This is a genomic window from Pseudescherichia sp. L3, assembly GCF_024656065.1.
In the GTDB taxonomy this organism is placed as follows: Bacteria; Pseudomonadota; Gammaproteobacteria; order Enterobacterales; family Enterobacteriaceae; genus Pseudescherichia.
Window position 1 is genome coordinate 1928503 of record NZ_JANKYC010000001.1, and the last position, 22464, is coordinate 1950966.

The 22464-nt window shown below is 51.2% G+C and carries 20 protein-coding genes; all 20 read right to left on the reverse strand.

Going from position 1 to position 22464, the window contains the following annotated elements; genetic code table 11:
* Positions 1 to 174: 174 nt before the first annotated feature.
* Positions 175 to 1581: an NADP-dependent phosphogluconate dehydrogenase gene (gene gndA, locus NR795_RS09470; protein WP_144817269.1), complete on the reverse strand. Its 1407-nt coding sequence runs from the start codon at positions 1579 to 1581 to the stop codon at positions 175 to 177.
* A gap of 129 nt (positions 1582 to 1710) precedes the next feature.
* Entirely contained in the window at positions 1711 to 2619 is a 909-nt protein-coding gene (locus NR795_RS09475; protein WP_257758028.1) for an NAD-dependent epimerase/dehydratase family protein, read from the reverse strand.
* Positions 2620 to 2660: 41 nt separating this feature from the next.
* Positions 2661 to 3227 carry a DapH/DapD/GlmU-related protein gene (locus NR795_RS09480; protein ID WP_144817267.1) on the reverse strand — a complete coding sequence of 189 codons (567 nt, stop codon included), beginning with the start codon at positions 3225 to 3227 and terminating at the stop codon, positions 2661 to 2663.
* A gap of 2 nt (positions 3228 to 3229) precedes the next feature.
* The gene (locus NR795_RS09485; protein WP_257758029.1) at positions 3230 to 4120 is read right to left on the reverse strand and encodes a glycosyltransferase family 2 protein; all 891 of its coding nucleotides are present in this window, start codon (positions 4118 to 4120) and stop codon (positions 3230 to 3232) included.
* 4 nt (positions 4121 to 4124) lie between these two features.
* Positions 4125 to 5375, reverse strand: a complete 1251-nt coding sequence (locus NR795_RS09490; RefSeq protein ID WP_257758030.1) for a flippase — start codon at positions 5373 to 5375, stop codon at positions 4125 to 4127.
* Positions 5376 to 5387: 12 nt separating this feature from the next.
* On the reverse strand, positions 5388 to 6152 hold the full coding sequence (locus NR795_RS09495; protein WP_257758031.1) for a glycosyltransferase: 765 nt from the start codon (positions 6150 to 6152) through the stop codon (positions 5388 to 5390).
* Positions 6149 to 7150 (reverse strand): glycosyltransferase, encoded by a 1002-nt coding sequence (locus tag NR795_RS09500; protein ID WP_257758032.1) that lies wholly within the window; start codon positions 7148 to 7150, stop codon positions 6149 to 6151. Before NR795_RS09500 ends, NR795_RS09495 begins: the two co-directional genes overlap by 4 nt.
* Before the next feature lie 4 nt (positions 7151 to 7154).
* On the reverse strand, positions 7155 to 7994 hold the full coding sequence (locus NR795_RS09505) for a glycosyltransferase (RefSeq protein ID WP_144817262.1): 840 nt from the start codon (positions 7992 to 7994) through the stop codon (positions 7155 to 7157).
* A gap of 1 nt (position 7995) precedes the next feature.
* Positions 7996 to 9252: a hypothetical protein gene (locus NR795_RS09510; RefSeq protein WP_144817261.1), complete on the reverse strand. Its 1257-nt coding sequence runs from the start codon at positions 9250 to 9252 to the stop codon at positions 7996 to 7998.
* Positions 9253 to 9260: 8 nt separating this feature from the next.
* On the reverse strand, positions 9261 to 9845 hold the full coding sequence (rfbC, locus tag NR795_RS09515) for a dTDP-4-dehydrorhamnose 3,5-epimerase (protein ID WP_144817260.1): 585 nt from the start codon (positions 9843 to 9845) through the stop codon (positions 9261 to 9263).
* 1 nt (position 9846) lies between these two features.
* Complete coding sequence (gene rfbA, locus NR795_RS09520; RefSeq protein WP_144817259.1) at positions 9847 to 10725, reverse strand: glucose-1-phosphate thymidylyltransferase RfbA; 879 nt, start codon at positions 10723 to 10725, stop codon at positions 9847 to 9849.
* A 51-nt stretch (positions 10726 to 10776) separates the two neighbouring features.
* Entirely contained in the window at positions 10777 to 11676 is a 900-nt protein-coding gene (gene rfbD, locus NR795_RS09525) for a dTDP-4-dehydrorhamnose reductase (protein ID WP_144817412.1), read from the reverse strand.
* 2 nt (positions 11677 to 11678) lie between these two features.
* Positions 11679 to 12761, reverse strand: coding sequence for a dTDP-glucose 4,6-dehydratase (rfbB, locus tag NR795_RS09530; RefSeq protein WP_144817258.1), 1083 nt, complete (start codon positions 12759 to 12761; stop codon positions 11679 to 11681).
* Positions 12762 to 13144: 383 nt separating this feature from the next.
* The gene (gene galF / locus NR795_RS09535) at positions 13145 to 14047 is read right to left on the reverse strand and encodes a GalU regulator GalF (RefSeq protein ID WP_257758033.1); all 903 of its coding nucleotides are present in this window, start codon (positions 14045 to 14047) and stop codon (positions 13145 to 13147) included.
* Positions 14048 to 14212: 165 nt separating this feature from the next.
* Entirely contained in the window at positions 14213 to 15613 is a 1401-nt protein-coding gene (wcaM, locus tag NR795_RS09540; protein WP_186370554.1) for a colanic acid biosynthesis protein WcaM, read from the reverse strand.
* A 12-nt stretch (positions 15614 to 15625) separates the two neighbouring features.
* Complete coding sequence (wcaL, locus tag NR795_RS09545) at positions 15626 to 16846, reverse strand: colanic acid biosynthesis glycosyltransferase WcaL (RefSeq protein WP_144817256.1); 1221 nt, start codon at positions 16844 to 16846, stop codon at positions 15626 to 15628.
* Positions 16843 to 18120: a colanic acid biosynthesis pyruvyl transferase WcaK gene (wcaK, locus tag NR795_RS09550; protein WP_222888275.1), complete on the reverse strand. Its 1278-nt coding sequence runs from the start codon at positions 18118 to 18120 to the stop codon at positions 16843 to 16845. The genes wcaL and wcaK overlap by 4 nt, the downstream gene beginning before the upstream one ends.
* Positions 18121 to 18144: 24 nt before the next feature.
* The gene (locus NR795_RS09555; protein WP_257758034.1) at positions 18145 to 19623 is read right to left on the reverse strand and encodes an MOP flippase family protein; all 1479 of its coding nucleotides are present in this window, start codon (positions 19621 to 19623) and stop codon (positions 18145 to 18147) included.
* Between the two features lie 11 nt (positions 19624 to 19634).
* Positions 19635 to 21029, reverse strand: coding sequence for an undecaprenyl-phosphate glucose phosphotransferase (gene wcaJ / locus NR795_RS09560; protein ID WP_144817253.1), 1395 nt, complete (start codon positions 21027 to 21029; stop codon positions 19635 to 19637).
* A 49-nt stretch (positions 21030 to 21078) separates the two neighbouring features.
* Positions 21079 to 22449: a colanic acid biosynthesis phosphomannomutase CpsG gene (cpsG, locus tag NR795_RS09565; RefSeq protein WP_257758035.1), complete on the reverse strand. Its 1371-nt coding sequence runs from the start codon at positions 22447 to 22449 to the stop codon at positions 21079 to 21081.
* Positions 22450 to 22464 lie beyond the last annotated feature (15 nt).

Below are 22464 nucleotides of genomic sequence, written 5' to 3' on the forward strand. Positions count from 1 at the left end.
AGTGGAACGGCTTTAACGATAACGACACTCAGATTACAGTGTCAATACACCCTCTTCATATTCAGATAAGCTTCATAATCAGTAGCAGATACATACCTTTTTTAACAAATTACAATCAGACAAAATAAAAAAAGCCCGGCAAAACCGGGCTTAATAAATAATTAATAAATCAGATTATTCCATCCATTCGGTATGGAATACACCCTCTTTATCGGTACGTTTGTAGGTGTGTGCACCAAAGTAGTCGCGCTGGGCCTGGATCAGGTTCGCCGGCAGCACCGCAGAGCGGTAGCTGTCATAGTAAGCAACGGCTGCGCCAAAGGTTGGCACCGGGATACCATTCTGTACAGCATAAGCCACGACGTCACGCAGCGCCTGCTGGTAGTCATCGGCAATCTGCTTAAAGTAAGGTGCCAGCAGCAGGTTGGCAATCGCCGGGGTCTCAGCGTAGGCGTCGGTAATTTTCTGCAGGAACTGGGCACGGATGATGCAGCCCGCGCGGAAAATCTTCGCGATTTCACCATAGTTCAGATCCCAGTTGTACTCTTCCGACGCGGCGCGCAGCTGAGAGAAGCCCTGAGCATAGGAGACGATTTTGCCCAGGTAGAGCGCACGACGCACCTTCTCGACGAATTCGGCTTTGTCACCGGCTGGCTTAGCCTGCGGTCCACTCAGGACTTTAGAGGCGGCAACGCGCTGCTCTTTCAGCGAAGAGATGTAACGCGCAAACACCGATTCGGTAATCAGCGACAGCGGCTCGCCCAGATCCAGCGAGCTCTGGCTGGTCCACTTACCGGTGCCTTTGTTGGCAGCTTCATCAAGGATCACATCGACCAGGTATTTACCCTCTTCATCTTTCTTAGTGAAGATATCTTTAGTGATGTCGATCAGGTAGCTGCTCAGCTCGCCTTCGTTCCACTCGGTGAAGGTCTGGGCCAGCTCTTCGTTAGAGAGGTTCAGGCCACCCTTCAGCAGGGCATAGGCTTCAGCAATCAGCTGCATATCGCCATATTCGATGCCGTTGTGAACCATCTTCACATAGTGACCGGCACCGTCAGCACCGATATAGGTTACACACGGCTCGCCGTCTTCCGCTACCGCAGCAATCTTGGTGAGGATCGGCGCAACCAGCTCATAAGCCTCTTTCTGGCCCCCAGGCATAATGGAAGGCCCTTTCAGCGCCCCCTCTTCACCACCGGAAACGCCGGTACCGATAAAGTTAAAGCCTTCAGCAGAGAGTTCACGATTACGACGAATGGTGTCATGGAAGAAGGTGTTGCCGCCATCAATGATGATGTCGCCTTTATCCAGGTAAGGTTTAAGCGAGTTGATAGCAGCATCGGTACCCGCACCCGCCTGCACCATTAACAGGATACGACGCGGCGTTTCAAGAGACTCTACAAACTCTTGTACGGTATAGTAAGGCACCAGCTTCTTGCCTGGGTTTTCAGCAACGACTTCTTCAGTTTTTTCACGGGAGCGGTTGAAAACGGAAACGGTATAACCACGGCTTTCGATGTTGAGCGCCAGGTTGCGCCCCATAACGGCCATACCTACAACGCCGATCTGCTGTTTAGACATTACATACTCCTGTCAGGTGTGTTTTGCAGCTGGTTAACATTTCAGCTGGTTAAGTAACAAATATGTTAACTCAGGATTTTCTCAGGTGATAGTACCGATTTATGCTAAACGATAAATCGGTATGACAAATTATTTATCCATTGTACTTTTAATAAACGCTGAGATCCCATCAACTAAAGGGGTGAGCGGATAAGGGCCAATCACATCCGTTAATCGCTGGTTACATAGAATATTTGAAGGAATCAAGCTGCGGTGAATATCAATATATTTCTTTTCAACGCCACTGTTACCCGCTAACTCCAACACCGTTTCAACAATATGAATAGTCGAGGTCCCATAGCCTGAACCGATATTGAAAATAGTGTAAGGAGGATTGATATAGTTAAAAAGAGTATAAAAAGCTGAAACAAAATCATCAATATAGATGTAGTCTCTGACCTCTGTACCCGTACCCCAAATTTCAATATCTTTACCGCTTTTTATTTTTCCTAAAAGAATAGCGATTAGCCCCTGATTAGCATACAAATTTTGATGCCGCCCATAAGGGTTTGAAGGTCTGATAATGAGGTAGTCTCGGTTCAGAGCGGCACTGCGTTGCGCCACATACTCTTCTAGCTCAACCTTGCTTTTCCCATAGGAGCAGGTCGGTGAAAGCGGATCCGTCTCTTTATGCGGTTCCGGGCTGGTCTTATAGATCCTGCCACCGGAAGAAAAATAGACCACGCGCTTGACGATTGTGTAGAGAAAATCAATCGCCGAACGGTTTTCCTCTAAACGTGCTTCGTAGTCAGTGGGATCAGCATTAACAGGGATATTGTTAACGAGATAGATCGCGCTATCGATAGTTGATTCGGAAAAATGGCTTAGCTTAACATCGATTTCCGAGAGTTCACCGCTGATAAAGGTTAGCCCTGCAAAATCTAATTGTGGTTTGTTCCGTCCATAGACAATAACCTGCCAGGACTCTTTGATAAATTTTTCAATCAGATTAAGCGCTATAAAACTTGATCCGCCGATGATTAAAACGTGCTTGCTCATTACCCCACCCCAGGCTGATTAGGGATACGTTGAAAAATGATTCAGATATTTTTTAAAACCTTTGCCGGTATGCCGCCAATGACTACATTGTCAGGAAATGAGCGTGTCACAACCGAATTAGCCGCTACCACAACATTATTACCTAAGGTTACGCCCGATAGGATCTTAACGTTATCGCCTAGCCAGCAGTTTTTTCCAAGCTTTGTCGCATCGCGGATCGTCAGTGGACGATGTTTTGGCAATATCATTGCTGAGTCGCCGCCGAAGGAATGGTCATGATCGCTAATCAGCACGTCGCTCCCGATCAGACAACCATCCTCAATCGTAACGGATTCAGCAGCAGCAATATGCACATTCTGACTTAAAGAGACATCATTACCGATGATGATACTCCCTGTGCCAATAGCATCTAGCCAGGTCTGGTTTCCTAAAATAACATGGCGTCCAAGCTTTATATTTTTAGAACCAACGATAGATATATTTTTACCTACGATGAGACCCTGCGTCGAAAATGCATAGCTATAATACTTATTACGTAATTTGTTATAGGGGAAAAACAAGGCTTTTAATGTCAACAACAAAGAACGTTCGCTTGAAAGACGAGACATTGCTAGCTCCGGCTGATTGTTTTTTTAATTTTACATGCCACGCGAATTAACAGCCAGGCTGGCAAACCATAGGTTTTTTTCAAAATCTCGTCAGCATTATCCGTAATAAAGGTAAAACCTTGATTGGTGTATACCGTTTTATAGTACCAGGGAATAACGAATTTCTGATACATTTTCCATTTAACCGCATTGAACGTTGTCTCAGAAACTTCACCTGCTTTAACTTTATCTTTAATTAACCCGAGATAGATAAGGCAGAAGCACTCAAAGAGGTTATATCCCCCCTTGCCTGCCACGGCGATATTTTCAAAGACCGTCTTATCACAAATGAGATAACGTGTATTTGTAGAGTTTAACAACAGCGATGTGTGAGGGAACATGGGGTTAACATCTTCTTTCTCATGCGGTATTTTGTCGAAATCCGCCTTCCAGATGCTAAACGCCGAACTCCAGCTATTCTGAAAATGCGTCGCGGCGATAAACTCATCTTTCGAATTACACCGCGTATTTTCTGCAAGCTTTAGGGTTCCATTAGCGAAAAAGATCGTTGGCTTATCGACCAGATTCTGCTTCGCCAGCTCGACAAGATATCTAAACTGGCCCGACAGAAAGCAGCTGTAATCATTATGCAGCTTCAGTAGTGCACCGCTGCCGTTGCGTAAGGCTACAATCGAATTATAAAAACCGAGGACGGGATTACGAACGTGCTTGATATTGTAGCCTTGAGCAGCAATACGATCGCAATGGTTTTTGATGACGTCATTATCCGAATTATCAGAAATAACTATTTCAAAATCGTTAGCATCAACGCCATCATTAATTATAGAATCAATCGTTTTAGTTAAATGTTCCAGACGGTCTTTAGTTGGAATACAAATTGAGACAATTGGCATAATATTATTTATCGAATAATTTAAATGGATTTGATGAGGCTGAGATAAAGTACCAGAACATACTCACCACAATAATTTCGATGACAACTGATGCGATACTTACGCCCCAGGCGGCTAAGAAATAAGCGCCTATAAAAAGCAACGGCAGGCCGATGATCCCACATATGATATACGTCAGGCTGAACTGCTTCTTCATGCCGCGCGGCAGCATGATCTGTATTCCTAACAGGTTAGCAATAGCCACGACCGGTGGGATCCAGATAAGTATTTTAAGCACGCTAGCCGCTTCCATCAGATCTTCTCCATAGAAGATCCGAATCAACTCGTCTGAAAGCAGCATCACCACCAGAGAAAATCCGAAGAAAGGTAACACAAAGAATTTAAACATCACGCGAATAAGCTTCAGCGCTGACTCTTCTTCTTTAATCATTAACTTGCTTAAACGGGGATAGATTGCCTGTGAGACCGGGTTGATCACCGACTGTAATGCTATGCGAATCTTATCTGCGGCTGAAAAGACCCCTACGCTACCCGCACCTGCAAAATATCCTAAAATAAGAGGGATACTCGTTGTGTAAAGGCTGACAAAGGACGTGGATACAAATATGTCCCAACTATCTTTAAGTTCCTCAACAACCTCGCGAAAGCTGATTCGTGTCCATTGCACCATGCCGCTTGAAAAGCAGTATACCAGCGCAATGACAGCAGCAATAATAGGCATAATACTCTGGATAACGATCGCCAATAAAAGGTCGCTTTTTGCTGTCACCATCCAGAAAATAAGAATAATCCCCGCCACGCGCGAAATGAAGTTGCAGATAGCAATCCAAATCATTTTTTCATAAGCTTGATATAGCCAAATAGGGAAAAAAACGCTTCCCAGGACGCTCAGGTATCCCAGGTTTAGATATAGCGTATAGTGCTGATACTGCGGTAACAAGAGTAATACCGCATTCATCGCAACAAAACCAATCCCTGCGATCAACAGTTTGGCACTAATAACAGCAAAGAAGAACGTTGATACGCTCTGCTTATCCTCAATATTAATTGCGATCTTACGCGTCGCGGTCAGATTGAACCCATACTCGCTAGCAATAATAAAATACTGGATAACCGTCAGGATAAGTATATATATACCGAACAACTCAATGCCTAACACTCTGACCAGTAAGGGGATGATCAGCAGAGGCAGTAAATAATTTACTGCCTGAATACTAAACAGAGAGAAAATATTTTTAAGCAGAAGCTTATCCAATGCTATTCCCTCTTATAAACTATGCGGCATCGTTTTCTTTACCCACAGATAGCGAACCATGCTCCTCAGATGCCAGAAGAAGCTTTTAGAAAGCAGCTTCCGGTTGGAGTGAGCAGCAAAGTGCAACGCCTTAACGGTAGGATAGAAAGTGACTTTCTCTTTCTGTAACGCCATGGATCGTAAGCAGATATCAATATCTTCACAATACATAAAGTAGCTTTTATCAAATCCGCCAATCTGCTGGTATAGCTCAGCGTCGAACATTAAGAAGGAACCAGAAGCCCAATCAACCTTAGCCGGTTCTGTAATTTTACTTTTGTCGATAATGGTTGGGTTAGCCCCGGTTAAATAAGACTTGAAGAAATCAGTTAGGGTTGGGAAATGACGAACGGCATTATCATAGGTTTTAAAATTAATGTCTTTATACAGATTTACCGTTGCCAGACGTACACGATCGTGGCGCATTTTTTCTACTAACTCAAAAATTCGCTCTTTCTCAATGACCACATCCGGGTTCAGTACGAGGAACCAGTCGTCCTCGCCGATCCCATTTTTAAATGCCGCATCAAATACTTTGTTATTATTTTCACCAAAGCCGCATTTAATCTCATTTGCAAGATAATTGATATTGTGATTTTGACACCACTCCTCGAGCCCAGCCTCTTTGACATTATCAATTAAATAAACATCAAAATAGGGGGCAAGATGCTCCAGGCTTTGCAAGTCTTTAATTATTTTAAAATGTTTATGAGAAACTACAGATATAACGATACTCACTGATTTTTCCCTTTAATGATTTGCTCTTTTACGTCATCTAACCACTGAAGCTGGATGTGCTTTAATAGATTCAAGCGAGCGTTGATATCTGCAGCAGGAAAACTATTAGTTGTGATAACTTGCTCAATCTTATTTACTGCTGTCTCTACACTATACTGTTCATCGAGTACGTTAACCCCTTCAAGTTCGTACTCCTGCATAGCCAGCGCCGAAGGGATCGCGGTAGAAACAACGTGGCACCCTGCCACAAACGCCTCAAGATTTGGTAGCCCCAATCCTTCCCACTGCGAGAGGCAAACAAATACTTTAGCCCTGAGCAGCACGTCCACAAAATCTTTACGATTTACGTTGCTGATAATATTCTTACCGGACAGGGCCTGTCGCGAGGCGTTAATAATGCAGACGTTATATTTTTTATCTTCCAGAGACATCATAACCTGTAGCGTCTTATCAGGATCTTTATATTTTCCATCTCTGATAATAGCAACGGCATCAATTTCTTTTTCTTTTCCCTCTACCGCATCAATTTCAAAAGGAACAAATGATAAGCCTTTAACCGCGGTGGGTTTGATGCGCTGAACTCTTGCTGCAAGGGTAGTATTCGTAAAGAGCAGGTGGCGCGCAGAAAGATAATTCTGCCAAAAAATGGCCCCCACTTTTTTTAACCGCTGCGGATAAAAATCGGCTTCCAGATCCTGTACTAAAGCAAACTGGCTGCGTTTTATAAAATTAAAAAGCGATGTCAGATGATGTGTCGCAATATAATTTTTATAAAACAGCGCCTGTACAGAAAGAGAAAAAAATGCGAACAGGTTTTTTAAGGAGTTTATCAAACCGCGCTGGGGCTTAACCAGCACGACATCATGAGCGCGTTTTTTCTGGGAGCCTGACAGGCAATAGACGGTAATTCCTTCATTTTCCAGATAATTTGCAAGTTCTAAAGATACCAGGTTTCCACCAGATAATGCAAACCGAGGTATTGCTATGTGGATAATCACGTCATTAACCTTTAAAATATTTTATATCTTTATACTTCATTGCCATATAGGCACGGTGCGCAAAAAAGTAAACATTTACAATTGCGCTTTCAAAGATATTCCTTGAATGCAATATTTTTCTCGAACGCACCATCTCGTTATAGCGCGTACGCAAGCTATCTGAATTGGCATTAAGCGTACACAGACTCAGGTCGTGCTCAAAGCTGTAGTCCATCACGAACACGCTGCCTTTGGTTTTACGAACAAACTGCATGATATCATCATCGGTACAGTAGTTTCGCAGTTGTTCATTGTAACGGTAGCCATGCTTAACAATATAGGATAACGCTATTATCATCCCACTATTAATCGCAGAAACCGTGCTGCTACTGATGAACCCCTTCGGTGCGCTATCGTAGTAAAAACCTTTTAAATAGAGGATTTTCGTTGGGCTGACAATCTGTTCTTTGAATTTCACTACCGGCAATATAACATCCGGAGTCTGCTGATTAGTGATACTTTCAAATGTTGAGAAATAACCACTATCGAACTCTGAATCCTGATCCAGTACAAAAAGATAATCTTTTTCATTCTGGTACAGTTCAATAACTCTGTTATAGAGCTTCGATAAGGCCAGATTCTCAGGGGTGTTAATATATTTTGCCGTTAGCCCCAGTCCAGTTAACTTACTGATTGCCTCATCAACATGCGCTTCATTAATGCTGGCACTGCTGTTGTCCCAAAAAAGAACCTCATACCCTTCTGCACTATGCGCGCTATTCTCAAACGCTTTTTCTAACGAGATGAAGCTGTGCGTTTTAGTTATTATCTCATTATACAAAACAACCAGAATGATATTTTTCATTTTAAACCGTTAACTCTTTTTTCGTTTGAGAATTATAAACCAGCCAAATAAAGTACGCAGTCATAATCTTTTCAGAAAAATAGATAGGTCCTTTAAGGGCAAAACTGACGATCAACCCTGCCATACTGATACCAAACAATACTTTGAGTGCTGAACTGTTGATCTCAGTATAGACAACATGGTTTTTGATAAAATGCCATGTATACCCCAAGACAAAGATTAAGCCGGTAATACCGAATGCGATATAATTTAACAGGATGCCAGAGTCCGTTTTGTATATGAAATGATGCGGTTCGCTAAGGCTTGGCTGGGCCCAAAAACCGAAACCTGTTAGCGGTGGTACTTCCCAAGGGATGAAAAGATAGCTATCAATGAGTTCATTGGTCGAAGCCGTTTCAAACGACCCGGTATCCATATAGTTATAAATAGGTTCAAAAACAAACTGCAGGAATCGTGTGAACTGGTCTATACCCATTACAGCAATCACAGCCATTATCGCTAAGGTGATGAACGCGGCTAAATTGACTGAATAAAATATCTTACGACGACAGTACAGGAAGAAGAATATAAATATCGTCAGCACTAAAATAAAACCGCTTCTGCCAGCAATCAATGAGAGAACGGTAATGATGAGCGTAATAAGCAGGAACTTAAAGTTTACCGTAAACTTATACGACGTACACCACGGTAGGAAAAACAGATAAAGGATACCATAAGCTATTGAAGTATCATAAATTGACAGCCCGGCAAGACCGGTAGCCCTGAAGTGCCCCACGTCAGCCAACGCTTTCCATTCGTCTGTCAGCTCGATAATTGAGTTAAACGCTTCTCTGAAAGGAGGCAGTGAGAGCTGTAGAATGACAATCGTAAACTGGAAATAGAGCGCAAAGGCAACAGATTGACGAATGACGGTGTGGAAATCGCCCCGTGTTCTGGTGATATCTTGAGCAATATTACGTATTAATAGACAGCACCCAAAAGGTATCAGTATCGCTTTAGATAAGTAGCGAAACAGGACAAAAAGATAATCATTATTCTGGCCAATAAAAAAACATACAAGCATTAATACAAGGAAAAATGCCCACCATTTAATCTCGGTTACGATAATTGCAGGCATCTTTCTGCCTAAAATACTTTGGCCGATCCCTAATAGCGCAAATAAAAGCGGGGGATAAAACTTCACCCCCCCCAGAATATAGCTACCGGAAAAAAGACTAAATGTTACGATCAAATTTAGAAATAATTTATTAGCCAGCATAATTTTTATTAATGGTTACTCTTTAAAGTAGCTACATCCAAATTTTTAAAATTTGAAACTACATCAGAGAATGACGGCAAGATCTTATCTTTATCTGAAACCAGTAACTCACCGTGCGCTGGCCAGTCGATATTCAGATCGGTATCGTTCCACTTAATTCCCGCTTCCATTGCTGGCATATAGTAGGTTGTGGTTTTATAGAGAAACTCAGCCGTATCACTTAATGTCAGGAACCCATGGGCAAACCCTTCCGGGATCCAGAGCTGGCGTTTGTTCTCAGCGGATAAGTTAACGCCCACCCACTGCCCTAGCGTCGGTGAATTTTCGCGGATATCAACGGCGACATCGAATACTTCACCTACAGCGCAGCGCACCAGTTTACCTTGCGCGTGGGGAGCCTGTTGATAATGCAAACCACGCAGCACACCCTTACTGGATTTAGAATGGTTATCCTGCACAAATTCAACGTTGCGCCCAACCGCCTCTTCAAAGATCCGCTGGTTGAAGCTCTCCATAAAGAATCCGCGCGCATCGCCAAAGACCCTGGGCTCAAAAATCAGTACCTCGGGAATGGCTGTCTTGATCACATTCATTTCAATAACCTTTGATCATCTTAAGCAGATATTGACCGTACGCATTTTTGGATAGCGGTGCTGCCAGCTTTTTGACCTGTTCAGCATCGATAAAGCCTTTCCGGAAAGCGATCTCTTCCGGGCAGGAGACTTTCAGCCCCTGGCGCTCTTCAATGGTTTCAATAAAGTTGCTGGCCTCGATCAGGCTCTGGTGAGTCCCCGTATCCAGCCATGCAAAACCACGGCCCATCATTGCTACCGACAGTTTACCCTGCTCCAGGTAGAGACGGTTGATATCGGTAATTTCCAGCTCCCCACGCGGAGAGGGCTTGAGGCTCTTCGCCATTTCAACGACGCTGTTGTCGTAGAAGTAGAGGCCAGTTACTGCATAGTTACTCTTCGGCTCCAGCGGTTTCTCTTCAAGAGAGATGGCCGTGCCGTTGCTATCAAACTCTACTACCCCGTAACGCTCTGGATCGTTAACATGGTAGGCAAAGACGGTTGCCCCGCTCTCTTTGCTTACGGCTGCTTCCAGCTGTTTCGGCAGATCGTGGCCATAGAAGATGTTATCACCCAGCACCAGGGCACAGTTATCGTCGCCGATGAACTCTTCGCCAATGATAAAGGCCTGAGCCAAACCATCCGGGCTCGGCTGTACTTTGTACTGCAGATTCAGGCCCCACTGGCTACCATCACCCAGCAGCTGCTCAAAACGCGGTGTATCCTGCGGAGTACTGATGATCAAAATGTCACGAATGCCCGCCAGCATTAACGTCGAGAGCGGATAGTAGATCATCGGCTTGTCATAGATCGGCAGCAGCTGCTTGCTGACGGCCATCGTGACCGGATAAAGACGGGTCCCAGATCCGCCTGCGAGAATAATACCTTTACGTGTTTTCATTTTTTTCTCTGTGTACAAAAAATGCCCGACACCGGGCATTATCAATTTCGATCAGAATGAGGTCGTGGTAAACAGCTCAGCCAGCATGCGTTTGACGCCAACCTGCCAGTCAGGCAGCACCAGGTCAAACTGACGCTGGAATTTCTCGGTGTTCAAACGGGAGTTGGTCGGCCTGCGGGCAGGCGTCGGGTAAGCAGAGGTCGGTACGGCGTTAAGCTTCTCAATTGCCAGTTCCATACCTGCCGCTTTCGCTTCGGCGAAGACCAGTGCGGCATAGTCATGCCACGTTGTGGTACCCGATGCTACCAGATGGTATAAGCCTGCCACCTCTGGCTTGTGCAGCGCGGTACGAATGGCGTGCGCCGTGCAGTCGGCTAGCAGCTCCGCGCCGGTTGGGGCACCAAACTGATCGTTGATCACCGATAGCTCCGGGCGATCCTTGGCCAGGCGCAGCATGGTTTTGGCAAAGTTGTTGCCTTTACCCGCATAGACCCAGCTGGTACGGAAGATGAGGTGTTTCGTGCAGTTCTTCTGCACCGCTTTCTCGCCCGCCAGCTTGGTTTCACCGTAGACGTTTAATGGCGCAACGGCATCAGTTTCCAGCCACGGCCTCTCCCCGGTCCCCGGAAAAACATAGTCGGTAGAGTAGTGGATCAGCCATGCGCCAAGCTTTTCGGCTTCGACAGCAATAGCTTCAACGCTGGTTGCGTTTAAGAGCTCGGCAAATTCGCGCTCGGACTCGGCTTTATCAACGGCGGTGTGGGCCGCCGCATTGACGATCACATCCGGACGCACGCGGCGAACGGTTTCCGCTACGCCTTCTGGGTTGCTAAAGTCACCGCAAAAGGTGGTTGATTTAACGTCAACCGCCGTCACCGTGCCGAGCGGCGCAAGCGCGCGCTGCAGCTCCCAGCCTACCTGGCCAGTCTTGCCAAACAGCAGAATATTCATCATTAACGTTTCTCGTAATTCTGCTCGATCCAGGTCTTATAGCTGCCGCTTTTCACGTTATCCACCCACTGCTGATTATCCAGATACCAGCGGACGGTTTTACGGATCCCGGATTCAAACGTCTCTTCTGGTTTCCAGCCCAGCTCGCGGCTGATTTTGTCAGCATCGATAGCGTAGCGGCGGTCGTGTCCCGGGCGGTCTGTCACATAGGTGATCTGGTCGCGATAAGAGCCCTCTTTCGGCACGATCTCATCCAGCAGGTCACAGATGGTATGCACCACGTCCAGGTTCTGCTTTTCGTTATGGCCGCCAATGTTGTAAGTCTCGCCAGGTGCCCCCTGCGTTACCACGGTATAGAGCGCGCGGGCATGATCTTCAACATAGAGCCAGTCGCGGATCTGATCGCCCTTGCCATAAATCGGCAGCGGTTTGCCCTCAAGGGCGTTAAGGATCACCAGCGGGATCAGCTTCTCGGGGAAGTGATACGGACCGTAGTTATTGGAGCAGTTGGTGACCAGCGTCGGCAGACCATAGGTACGACGCCATGCGCGCACCAGGTGATCGCTGGATGCTTTCGATGAGGAGTACGGGCTGCTGGGGGCATATGCGGTCTGCTCGGTAAACAGCGGCAGCGCCGTGCCCTGCGGATGCTCATCCGGATGCGGCAGATCGCCATACACTTCATCGGTAGAGATATGGTGGAAGCGAAACGCGTTTTTCGCCTCATCGCTCAAGGTCAGCCAGTAGGCACGCGTAGCCTCCAGCAGAACATAAGTTCCGACGATGTTGGTTTCGATGAAGTCAGCCGGGCCAGTAATAGAGCGGTCAACATGGCTCTCTGCCGCCAGGTGCATTACCGCATCAGGCTGGTGCTCGGCAAAGACGCGTGCCAGCTCAGCGGCATCACAAATATCTACACGCTCAAAGGCATAACGATCGCTATCGGCGACGTCAACAAGCGATTCCAGATTACCGGCGTAAGTCAATTTATCAACATTCACAACGGAATCTTGGGTATTTTTAATAATATGTCGGACGACCGCAGAGCCGATGAAACCCGCTCCGCCAGTAACAAGGATTTTCACGCTATCAATTCCGTCAATTCAATAAGGAAGGGGGTATTTTACGCGAGACTGTGTGAAACAGGTTAGCCTCACTCCATTCGCAGGCACGCTACCGCCCCAGGCTCAACAGCTACCCGTGGACTGTACGGACCAATTTGTACCACAACTCATGCCTAACGATGACGTATAGGCAATAAATCAGGTGCTAATTGTCATCCTAAACGCGTACAGAAACAAGGAAAATTCTTAGCGTTTTGCTGTATGTTTAATCATCACAACCCCTTGATCTACAAGAATTTGGGGGTTGTAAAACAAAAACGGCAAGGGATTGTTCACCGCGATTTGGTACCGCACAATGAACGATCTCTTGCCGTCGAATTAAATAAATATTACTTATTTGTGGCCTAGGCCTGGCTTTGGCTCAGCAGCTTCTGAATGCGATTGCGGAACTTTTGCCCTTCTTTCAGGTTACGCAGACCGTACTTCACGAACGCCTGCATGTAGCCCATTTTCTTGCCACAGTCATAGCTATCGCCGGTCATCAGCATGGCATCAACGGACTGTTTTTCCGCCAGTCGAGCAATGGCGTCGGTAAGCTGAATACGGCCCCATGCGCCCGGCTCGGTTTTCTCCAGCTCAGCCCAGATATCCGCCGACAGGACATAGCGTCCTACCGCCATCAGGTCGGAATCCAGCGTCTGCGGCTGATCCGGTTTCTCGATAAAGTTGGTGATACGGCTCACTTTACCTTCGCTATCCAGCGGCTCTTTGGTCTGAATAACGGAGTACTCAGAGAGATCGCCCTTCATGCGTTTTGCCAGCACCTGGCTACGGCCGGTCTCGTTGAAACGAGCAACCATCGCGGCAAGGTTGTAGCGCAGCGGATCGGCGCTGGCGTTGTCCAGAATGATGTCCGGCAGCACCACCACGAACGGGTTGTCACCGACGATAGGACGCGCACAGAGAATGGAGTGGCCCAGACCCAGCGGCTGCGCCTGGCGCACGTTCATGATAGTCACGCCCGGCGGGCAGATAGACTGTACTTCCGCCAGCAGCTGACGCTTAACGCGCTGCTCCAGCAGAGCCTCAAGCTCGTAGGAAGTGTCGAAGTGGTTCTCCACCGCGTTTTTAGAGGAGTGGGTAACCAGAACGATCTCTTTGATCCCTGCAGCAACCACTTCGTCGACAATATACTGGATCATTGGCTTATCAACGATCGGCAGCATCTCTTTTGGGATCGCCTTGGTGGCAGGCAGCATATGCATCCCCAGACCCGCTACCGGAATAACCGCTTTCAAATTAATCATTATCACTTCCACCTATAAAATGGTTGCTGAATTATAGCCCTTTGATCTCGTTTAGCCAGTAGGATTTCGCTGGGTTGAGACTATCAACTAAAACATCTGCAATAGATGTAATACGAAGCCGCAGGTTGCGGCTCCAGGAATCCTCGCAAAATGGCGACAGAACAATTATGAGCGCTTTGCTGGCAGGGAAAAGTTTAATTTTTCAGCATTAATTGTCTGCTGATCGAGCCGGTCAATATCCACCGAGCTTTGCCCATTTTCATTCACAGCATGAATATTCGCCAGCGACAGCAGGGTGTCCCGCTTCGCCATAAAGCGGCCGCGCACGTCCTTGCGCAGGTCGAAGTGGAGCTTCAGCGCCGGGCCTGTCGCGGCCTCCTGCATTATCTGAATATTGCGCATAAACAGATGCTGGGGCTTATTATGCATCTCCAGCGACGCGCGCTGAATATTGAGATTGGTGATCGAGACAAACGAGTCGGCATTTCCCGATGAGATCTGGATCCCGCGTAATTTCCGCGTCTGCTCGCCGTTGTCTAAATGGACCGCGTTTAGTCTGAAATTTTGCGGTATCGAAAGATAATTACCTTTGATCACCCCATAACCTATTAGCATTCCGGCGCTGTTGCGCATTTTAACATCGTCGATGACGAAATTATCGCAGCCGTAAATCGCTACCGTGGCGTTATCAATGCCCGCTTTTTTACTGTAGTCAGGAGTAATATCCGTGGCCGTGATATGACGAATGACAAAGTGTTTGCCGTTTTCGACATGCACCAGCTGGCGGCAGTGGCTGCCGGTGATGTTGGCCACGGTAAAGTGTTTTACCGCCTGGTCTTCCGGGTAGGTGTTGTCATAGGTGCTGCCCGCCAGCCCGATGCCGATCCCCCAGTTGATTTTGCCGTTGGTACAGTCGATATGGTCAATCACGTGGTCAGAGATCAGCAGGTTACGATCGTTAATCGCCACGTTCCACTCGATGGCGTCCCCCTGCAGGTAGCTGAAACGGCCGTTGGTAATGCGCGCCCCGTCAATCTGATTGTGGAAACCCTGGCGCAGAATAGCGTAGTTGGCTTTGGTCACGGTGATATTATCGATGACCAGGTTACGCATAACCCGCTTCTCTTTGCCGCCGATATAGATCTGCGTCACCGGGCCGTAGCCGCTCATCGCCACGCCCTCAATAGTGCAGTCCGAGCCGCGCACGTCGAGGGTAATGTTATACAGGCTTCCGCCCTCTTCCCCGCGGACCCGACAGCCATCCTGCAATACAAAGCGCCCCCGGCCGTTGCCCTTGAGCGCCCCGCGAATTAGCAGCGTTTTACCCGCTGGAATAAAGATCGCGGTATTGATGTTCTCGCAGACGACGCCCGCCGGCACCAGCACCGTGCTGGCCTCGGCAAAGGCCTGCTTAAAGGCAGCAATAACGTCATTTTTCAGGTAGCGACGGATATCAACGCTGCCGGCCTCCTGAGCCTGAAGCAGCGGCGAGTGCAGAAGGGGTAGCGCCGCCAGGGCAGAGCCTGCCCCAATAAAGCGACGACGGGAGAGTAAGATATCTGGCATATCACCTCTGGCTTAGAGCGCTTGCAACAGCGTGGCAAGCCGCTGGTTAATGATTCGCTGATTAAACTCGGTTTCGACTTTCTCCCGCGCGCGGGAAACGACCGGCACCAGCGTCTCCTGCTGGATAGCGCTGAGCGCCGCCAGCCGATCCGCGAGGGCCTGGGGATCGTTCTCTGGCACCAGCCAGCCGGACCGATCGGCGTCGATAAGCTCGGGGATACCGCTGTGAACGGTAGAGACGACCGGCAGACCCACCGCCATCGCCTCCATCAGCGCCACCGGGATCCCCTCCATATCGCCGTCCGCGCCGGTGATCGAGGGCAGCAAGAAGAGATCCGCCTCGTCCAGCATCGCCTTTACCTCGTGGCTCGGCTTGAAGCCCGGCATCTCGATCATCTCCTGCAGGCCATACTCGGCGATTTTGTCGCGCAGACGCTGCTCCCACGGCCCGATGCCGAGAATGCGATAGTGAAAGGCCACGCCCCGCGCCTTGAGCAGGCGGCAGGCCTCAATGGCTACGTGCAGTCCCTTCTTCTCGGTGAGGCGGGCAACGGAGATGATATTCAGCCGGTTTGCCGGAGCCTGTACGGGACGCGGGGAGAAACGTGACAGATCAACGCCCATACGCGAGACGGCAATTTTATGCGCCGGGCAGCCCATATTCATGAGTCGTCCAGCCCACAGTTCGCTGATAGGCAGCATCAGGTCGCCCCGGCGAAAGAGCTGCTGATACTCCGGGGTATAGTGGCTAAGCACCGCCCGGCTGGAGATGTCGATGCCGTGGAATACGGTGGCGATTTTTCCGTTGAGGACGCCCAGCTCGCGCAGCTTGGCTGCCGTGACGCCCGCCGGGCCAAAGTGGGCGATAAAGACATCAGCATGGAACGTGCGCGGCGCAAGGCCGCACATCGCCGCGAGGATCAGATTGCGCGCCTCGGCTCCGTAGCGCCCTACGTTCAGCGCCCGCCAGGTTGCGCCCCGCCCTGCCCCGCGCAGCAGCGCCGCGCCACGATAGCGCAGCTTCGCCAGCTTGCCCTGCGGCTCGTCCAGCAGCCAGTGGGTCTTCTCTGCCAGCCGATAGTGTTGGAATGCCGCATGAGTATTGCTCAGATCCCCTTTATGCATCGCCACGATCTCAACCTCGTAGCCCATCTCAATAAAGGCGACGATCTGATCCAGCACGAAGGTCTCCGACGAGAGGGGGAACTTCAGCAAAAAGAAACTGACCTTCATTTACCCTCCCGAACGCGTTTCAGCACCGACTCCACCATCTCCATGCCGTGCTGCCGCTCGTGGGCCACGGCATCAGAGAGGCGCTGCTCCAGCGCCGGGAGCTGGCCAAGGGTGTCGGCCACCATGGCCTCCAGCGAGCCGTCCAGCAGATGGCGAATATCGATCGCCATCTCCGGCATCCCCAGCTGCTGCATAATGCCCGCCGACTTGTGTTCGTAGTTGATAGCGATCGCCGGGGTGCCAAAGTTCATCGAGATAATGGCCGAGTGCAGGCGGGTCCCCACCGTCAGATCGCAGGCGGCAAAAATTTTGCCCATCTCCAGATCGTTCAGCTCGTCCATCACCACGTGATAGCGCGAGGGATCGCTGACGTGCTCGCGGAGGTTGAGCGCCACCATGCGATCGTCTTTGTTGTAGCTGTCGATGCCGGTACAGGTCGAGAGGGCCAGCACCTGGTAGCCTGCATCAATAATGCGGTTGACCACGCCAGCAAAAGCCTGCTCGTAGGCTTTCTGCGTGGTGCCGAGCCGCTTGTCGAAGGGGGCCAGCTCGCGCAGGGTAATGGCGACCGTCTTCTCTTTTGCCGCCACGTCGAGCCAGTGGGCAACCGCATAGTTCGGCACGAACGTCTCGTCGTGATCCACCAGCCAGGCGGTATCCACCCCCTGCTCGACTTTCGCGGTGGTGATCTGGCTGTGCTCCATCAGCTCCAGGCTCACGCGCTCGCGGAGGATCAGCGCGTCACAGTGGCCGAAGACATAGTTCGCCAGCTGGTTAAACTGGGCGTCCTGGAACGGCCCAACGCTGTGGCCGATCATATAGAGCGGCTTTTTCGCCATAAAGGTGCACAGCGCATGCTCGAACTGCGGCACGCCATAGAGATCGACAAAGAACGAGCCGCCGACCTGGATAATGGCATCGTAGCCCGCCAGCAGGCGAACAAAATCAGTGAAGCCCTGGGCGATGGCGATGTTACGCAGCTTGCCGCTGTCGGTGACCCGGGAGAGCAGTACCTGATGCTGATAGCGGCGGCGCAGCACCTTCTTGACCCGCCCCATCAGTCCGGCGGCCGTGTTGTGCTGTTTCATCTGGCTGTAGAGCGGATCGCCCATCACCGGGCGGTTCAGCAGCCAGGAGGAGCTCACCGGGTAGCGGCTCATCACGTCCACCTCGGCGTTCGGCTCAAGCACGGCAATCGCGTCCAGCAGGCCGCGCAGGATGGCGCTGTCGCCACGGTTCCCGCAGGTATGGTTGCCCAGAATCAATAGTTTCATTGTGACCTCATTAAAGAAATAGGATTAACCTGCCCGCAGGAGCGTTCTTAATTTTTCATTGCGGCAAAGCTGGCGTTTGATCTCCACTACCAGCGCGTTACGCGACAGCGCGAGGGTGACCGCGAACGTCAGCGCGCCTGCGGCGATCTGGACGATCAGCAGGGTCACCAGCGGCAGATGGCCGCTCAGCGCCAGACCCAGCCCATAGCTCACCGCCAGCATCGGCAGTGACAGGTAGAACGGTAGCCAGAGGCTAAGCACGTACTGGCGGTAGCTGGGGCCGAGCACTGGCCTGATCATCACGAAGTAGCTCAGCACGGTATTGATAATCTGCACCAGCAGGAAGCCCAGCGTGACCCCCAGCGCCCCCGCCCACTGCCCGCCGAGAATAATGGCGGGCACAAAGAGCGCGGTTTTGAAGAGGTTAAACTTAAAGCTGATATCGACCCGCGCCTTGGCCATCAGCAGGGAGCCAATGGGGTTCCCCACGGCGCGCAGCAGGCCAACAATGCACAGCAGCTGGAGAATGGGGATAATCCCGCGCCACTTCTCGCCAAACACCAGCGGCACCATGTTATTGGCAACCACCATCAGGCCCAGCAGCACCGGGAAGTTGATGATCCCCACCGCCGACAGCAGCTTGTAGAAGTTGAGCCGCAGCTTGGCGGTATCGTCCTGGATTTTGGCGAACGCCGGAAACAGTACGCGGGTGATGATGGGGTTAAGCTTCATCGGCGGCACCACCGCCACGTTGTAGGCGAGGTTATAGCCCCCGGCGACGCTGGCCCCGAGAATGCGCGCCAGTACCAGCGTGGAGAGGTTGGTATTGATGTAGTTGATGACGCTATCCGCCGTCAGCCAGGCCCCAAAACGCAGGTTGGCTCTGACCGAGGCGAGGGAGAAGTGCAGGCCCGGACGATAGATTTTGCGCCCGAAGAAGCCAAACAGCAGGGTGCGCACCAGGGTATTAACGAGATAACCGACGATGGCGGTCATTGCCAGCGGCCAGAACCACGCGCCAATCACCGTCACGCTGAATCCCGCGACCACGGAGAGCGTTTCAATTGCGCCAATTTTGCCAAACTCTAACTCTTTTTGCATTAGCGCGCGGAACTGCTGGCCGTGGGGGATCACCACAAAGGCCAGCGACAGGGTTTTGATCAGCGGGGCGATATCCGGGTTGTGCAGCACCCGGGCCAGGGTATCGCTCAGGAGGAACATCGCCACGCAGACCAGCAGCCCCAAGCCGACGTTCAGCCAGTAGAGGGTGGTCAGCTCCAGCTGGCTGATCTCTTTGCGCTGGATAATCGAGTTGGCGATGCCGAAATCGGACAGCGTATCGGCAAGGGCGATAATCGTCAGCGCCACGGTCAGCAGGCCAAACTGGTGGCTGTCGATAATTCGCGCCAGCCAGGTCATCTGCACCAGGCCGAGGCCAATGATCGTGACGGTAGCCATCGCCGACCATTTGGCCCCGCTTAAGGTTTTCTCTCTCAGGCTCACAGGGTACTCACTCAGTAGGCCGCTTTGTTAACAAAGCCTTTGAAAATGGTCAGGAAAACGATCTTGATATCGAACCAGAGGCTCCATTCGCGAATGTACTCCAGGTCGAACTCGATCCGTTTCTCCATCTTCTCCAGGGTGTCGGTTTCTCCGCGCCAGCCGTTGATCTGTGCCCAGCCGGTAATGCCTGGCTTGACCTTATGGCGCAGCATGTAGCCCTGGATCAGCGTCCGGTACTGCTCGTTATGCGCCACGGCGTGCGGACGCGGGCCCACAATCGACATGCCACCGGTGAGGACGTTAATAAACTGCGGCAGCTCGTCGAGCGAGGTACGACGCAGGAAGTTGCCGACGCGGGTCACGCGGGGATCGTTCTGCGTCGCCTGGGTGACTACGCTGTCGTTCTCCATCACCTTCATGGAGCGGAACTTCCACACCATGATGGGCTTGCCGTCCATGCCGTAGCGAGTCTGACGGAAGATCACCGGGCCCGGCGAGGTGAACTTCACGGCAGCAGCAATGCTCAGCAGCACCGGGGAGATCATCAGCAGGATCAGCGAGGAGAGTACGATGTCCTCAAGGCGTTTCAGGACGCGGTTCATGCCGGAGAGCGGCGTGTCGTACAGCGGCACCACCGGAATACCGTTCATCTCCTCAATACGCGAATGCAGGATATTGAAGGTAAAGACATCGGGAATAAGGATCACCGAGCAGGTCGTATCCGCCAGATCGCTCACCAGCTTTTTAATGCTGGCAGCGTCGTTCATCGACATGGCGATGTAGACGTTGTGGATTTTCGCCGCCTTGGCATCCTCAATGAGCTGCGCAATAGTGCCCGTCCACTCCGCCGACACGCCCTCGGGGCCCACGTCGTGATAGACGCCCACCACCTCAAAGCCCAGCCACGGCTCGTTGCGGAAGCTCTCCAGCAGCATCTGCCCCACCGGCAGATCGCCGGCAATGGCCACCCGGCGGGTGTTATATCCACGGTTACGCAGCCAGCCCGCGCCGAAGCGGATCAGCGAGCGGCAGACCACCAGGCCAATGCTGCTCAGCACGTACCAGGCGAAAAACAGCGAGAAGTCGTCGTTAAAATCAGCGTTAAAGGCCATCAGCCCGGCGCTGAAGATCAGGCTCAGGGTCCAGTTTTGCAGCAGCAGCACCAGCTCGGTGGAGATCTTCACCCCGCGCCACGAGCGGTAGAAATCGGTCATACCGCCAATCATCTGGAAAACCACCAGCGCCATCAGCGCCATCAGCAGATGCAGATAGAAAAAGGGTAAGGCGTTTGCCTTACAGACCACCCAAAGCCCGCCAAACAGGATAGTGATGTCCGAAAATCGCTGCACCATAGAGATTAACGATGCATTCGTTTTGGCTCGCTCGCGCTTTTTTAAGTTTGTCATCGTTGTTCCTGTTCATTAATGCCCTCTCCGAAGAGAGGGCTCGCAACGGCTACCTGTCGAGCAGCGCCAGAATTTCCTGCGTCTTCGCCTCCATCAGCGAGACGTCGCCCTGGGACTCGACGTTCAGGCGTACCACCGGCTCGGTATTAGAGGATCGCAGGTTAAAGCGCCACCTTGGGAAGGCGACGCTGAGACCGTCGGTACGATCAATCTCCTGCGCCCCGCTGGCAAAATGCTGCTCCACGCGGGCAATGGCCTGCGCCGGTTCGCTGAGGGTACGGTTGATCTCACCGCTGGCAGGGAACGCCGCCATGCGATCGCGCACCAGCGCCGACAGCGGCTGACCGGAGAGGCACAGCAGCTCGGTGACCAGCAGCCAGGGGATCATCCCACTGTCGCAGTAGGCAAAGTCGCGGAAGTAGTGGTGGGCGCTCATCTCGCCGCCGTAGATCGCATCCTCGGCGCGCATCCGCTCTTTGATAAAGGCGTGGCCGGTTTTCGACATTACCGGCGTGCCGCCGGCCTGGGTCACCACGTCTACGGTGTTCCAGGAGAGGCGCGGGTCGTGGATGATTTTCGCGCCGGGATGCTTCTCCAGAAACGCCTGCGCCAGCAGGCCAACAATGTAGTAGCCCTCGATAAACTGACCCTCGCCGTCGAACAGGAAGCAGCGATCAAAGTCGCCGTCAAAAGCGATGCCCATATCGGCACGGTGGGCAATCACCGCATCGCGGGTGCTGTCCCGGCACTCCGGCAGCAGCGGGTTAGGAATACCGTTCGGGAAGTTGCCGTCCGGGGTGTTGTGCACTTTGATAAAGGTTACCGGCACCTTCAGCGCCTGGAAACGCGCTTCGATGGCATCAATCACCGGGCCCGCCGCGCCGTTGCCAGCGTTAATCACCAGCGTCAACGGCTTGAGATTCGCCACATCGATATAGCCCAGCAGGTGGTCAATATAGGCATCGCGCAGATCGATCTGCTTATAGCTGCCGCGCTTCGCCGGATTAACCGGCGGGAAATCGTTGGCCTCTGCCAGACGCTGCACGTCGCGCAGGCCGGTATCGCCGCTGATCGGGCGCGCGCCCTTGCGCACCAGCTTCATGCCGTTGTAGTCCATCGGGTTGTGGCTGGCGGTGACTTCGATACCGCCGTCAATCCCGAGGTGGAAGGTGGCGAAGTAGATCTCTTCCGTGCCGCACATCCCGAGGTCGAGCACGTCTACCCCGGCGTCCTGCAACCCCTTCGCCAGCGCCAGCTTCAGCGCCTCGCTGGTCAGGCGCACGTCGCCCCCCAGCACGATGGTTTGCGGCTTCAGGTATTCACCATAGGCGCGGCCAATGCGCCAGGCGATCTCTTCATTGAGCTCCGTGCCCAGCCTGCCGCGAATATCATAGGCTTTAAAACAGGTTAATTTTTCCATAATGGCCTCCATAGG

Coding starts and splice junctions, on each gene's coding strand:
- NR795_RS09480 (WP_144817267.1), bottom strand. CDS start 3,227: ATGTCTCGTCTTTCAAGCGAACGTTCTTTGTTGTTGACATTAAAAGCC.
- wcaJ (WP_144817253.1), bottom strand. CDS start 21,029: ATGACAAACTTAAAAAAGCGCGAGCGAGCCAAAACGAATGCATCGTTA.
- rfbA (WP_144817259.1), bottom strand. CDS start 10,725: ATGAAAACACGTAAAGGTATTATTCTCGCAGGCGGATCTGGGACCCGT.
- wcaL (WP_144817256.1), bottom strand. CDS start 16,846: ATGAAGGTCAGTTTCTTTTTGCTGAAGTTCCCCCTCTCGTCGGAGACC.
- rfbD (WP_144817412.1), bottom strand. CDS start 11,676: ATGAATATTCTGCTGTTTGGCAAGACTGGCCAGGTAGGCTGGGAGCTG.
- NR795_RS09475 (WP_257758028.1), bottom strand. CDS start 2,619: ATGAGCAAGCACGTTTTAATCATCGGCGGATCAAGTTTTATAGCGCTT.
- cpsG (WP_257758035.1), bottom strand. CDS start 22,449: ATGGAAAAATTAACCTGTTTTAAAGCCTATGATATTCGCGGCAGGCTG.
- NR795_RS09505 (WP_144817262.1), bottom strand. CDS start 7,994: ATGAAAAATATCATTCTGGTTGTTTTGTATAATGAGATAATAACTAAA.
- wcaK (WP_222888275.1), bottom strand. CDS start 18,120: ATGAAACTATTGATTCTGGGCAACCATACCTGCGGGAACCGTGGCGAC.
- NR795_RS09485 (WP_257758029.1), bottom strand. CDS start 4,120: ATGCCAATTGTCTCAATTTGTATTCCAACTAAAGACCGTCTGGAACAT.
- NR795_RS09510 (WP_144817261.1), bottom strand. CDS start 9,252: ATGCTGGCTAATAAATTATTTCTAAATTTGATCGTAACATTTAGTCTT.
- galF (WP_257758033.1), bottom strand. CDS start 14,047: ATGATTAATTTGAAAGCGGTTATTCCGGTAGCGGGTCTGGGGATGCAT.
- rfbC (WP_144817260.1), bottom strand. CDS start 9,845: ATGAATGTGATCAAGACAGCCATTCCCGAGGTACTGATTTTTGAGCCC.
- wcaM (WP_186370554.1), bottom strand. CDS start 15,613: ATGCCAGATATCTTACTCTCCCGTCGTCGCTTTATTGGGGCAGGCTCT.
- gndA (WP_144817269.1), bottom strand. CDS start 1,581: ATGTCTAAACAGCAGATCGGCGTTGTAGGTATGGCCGTTATGGGGCGC.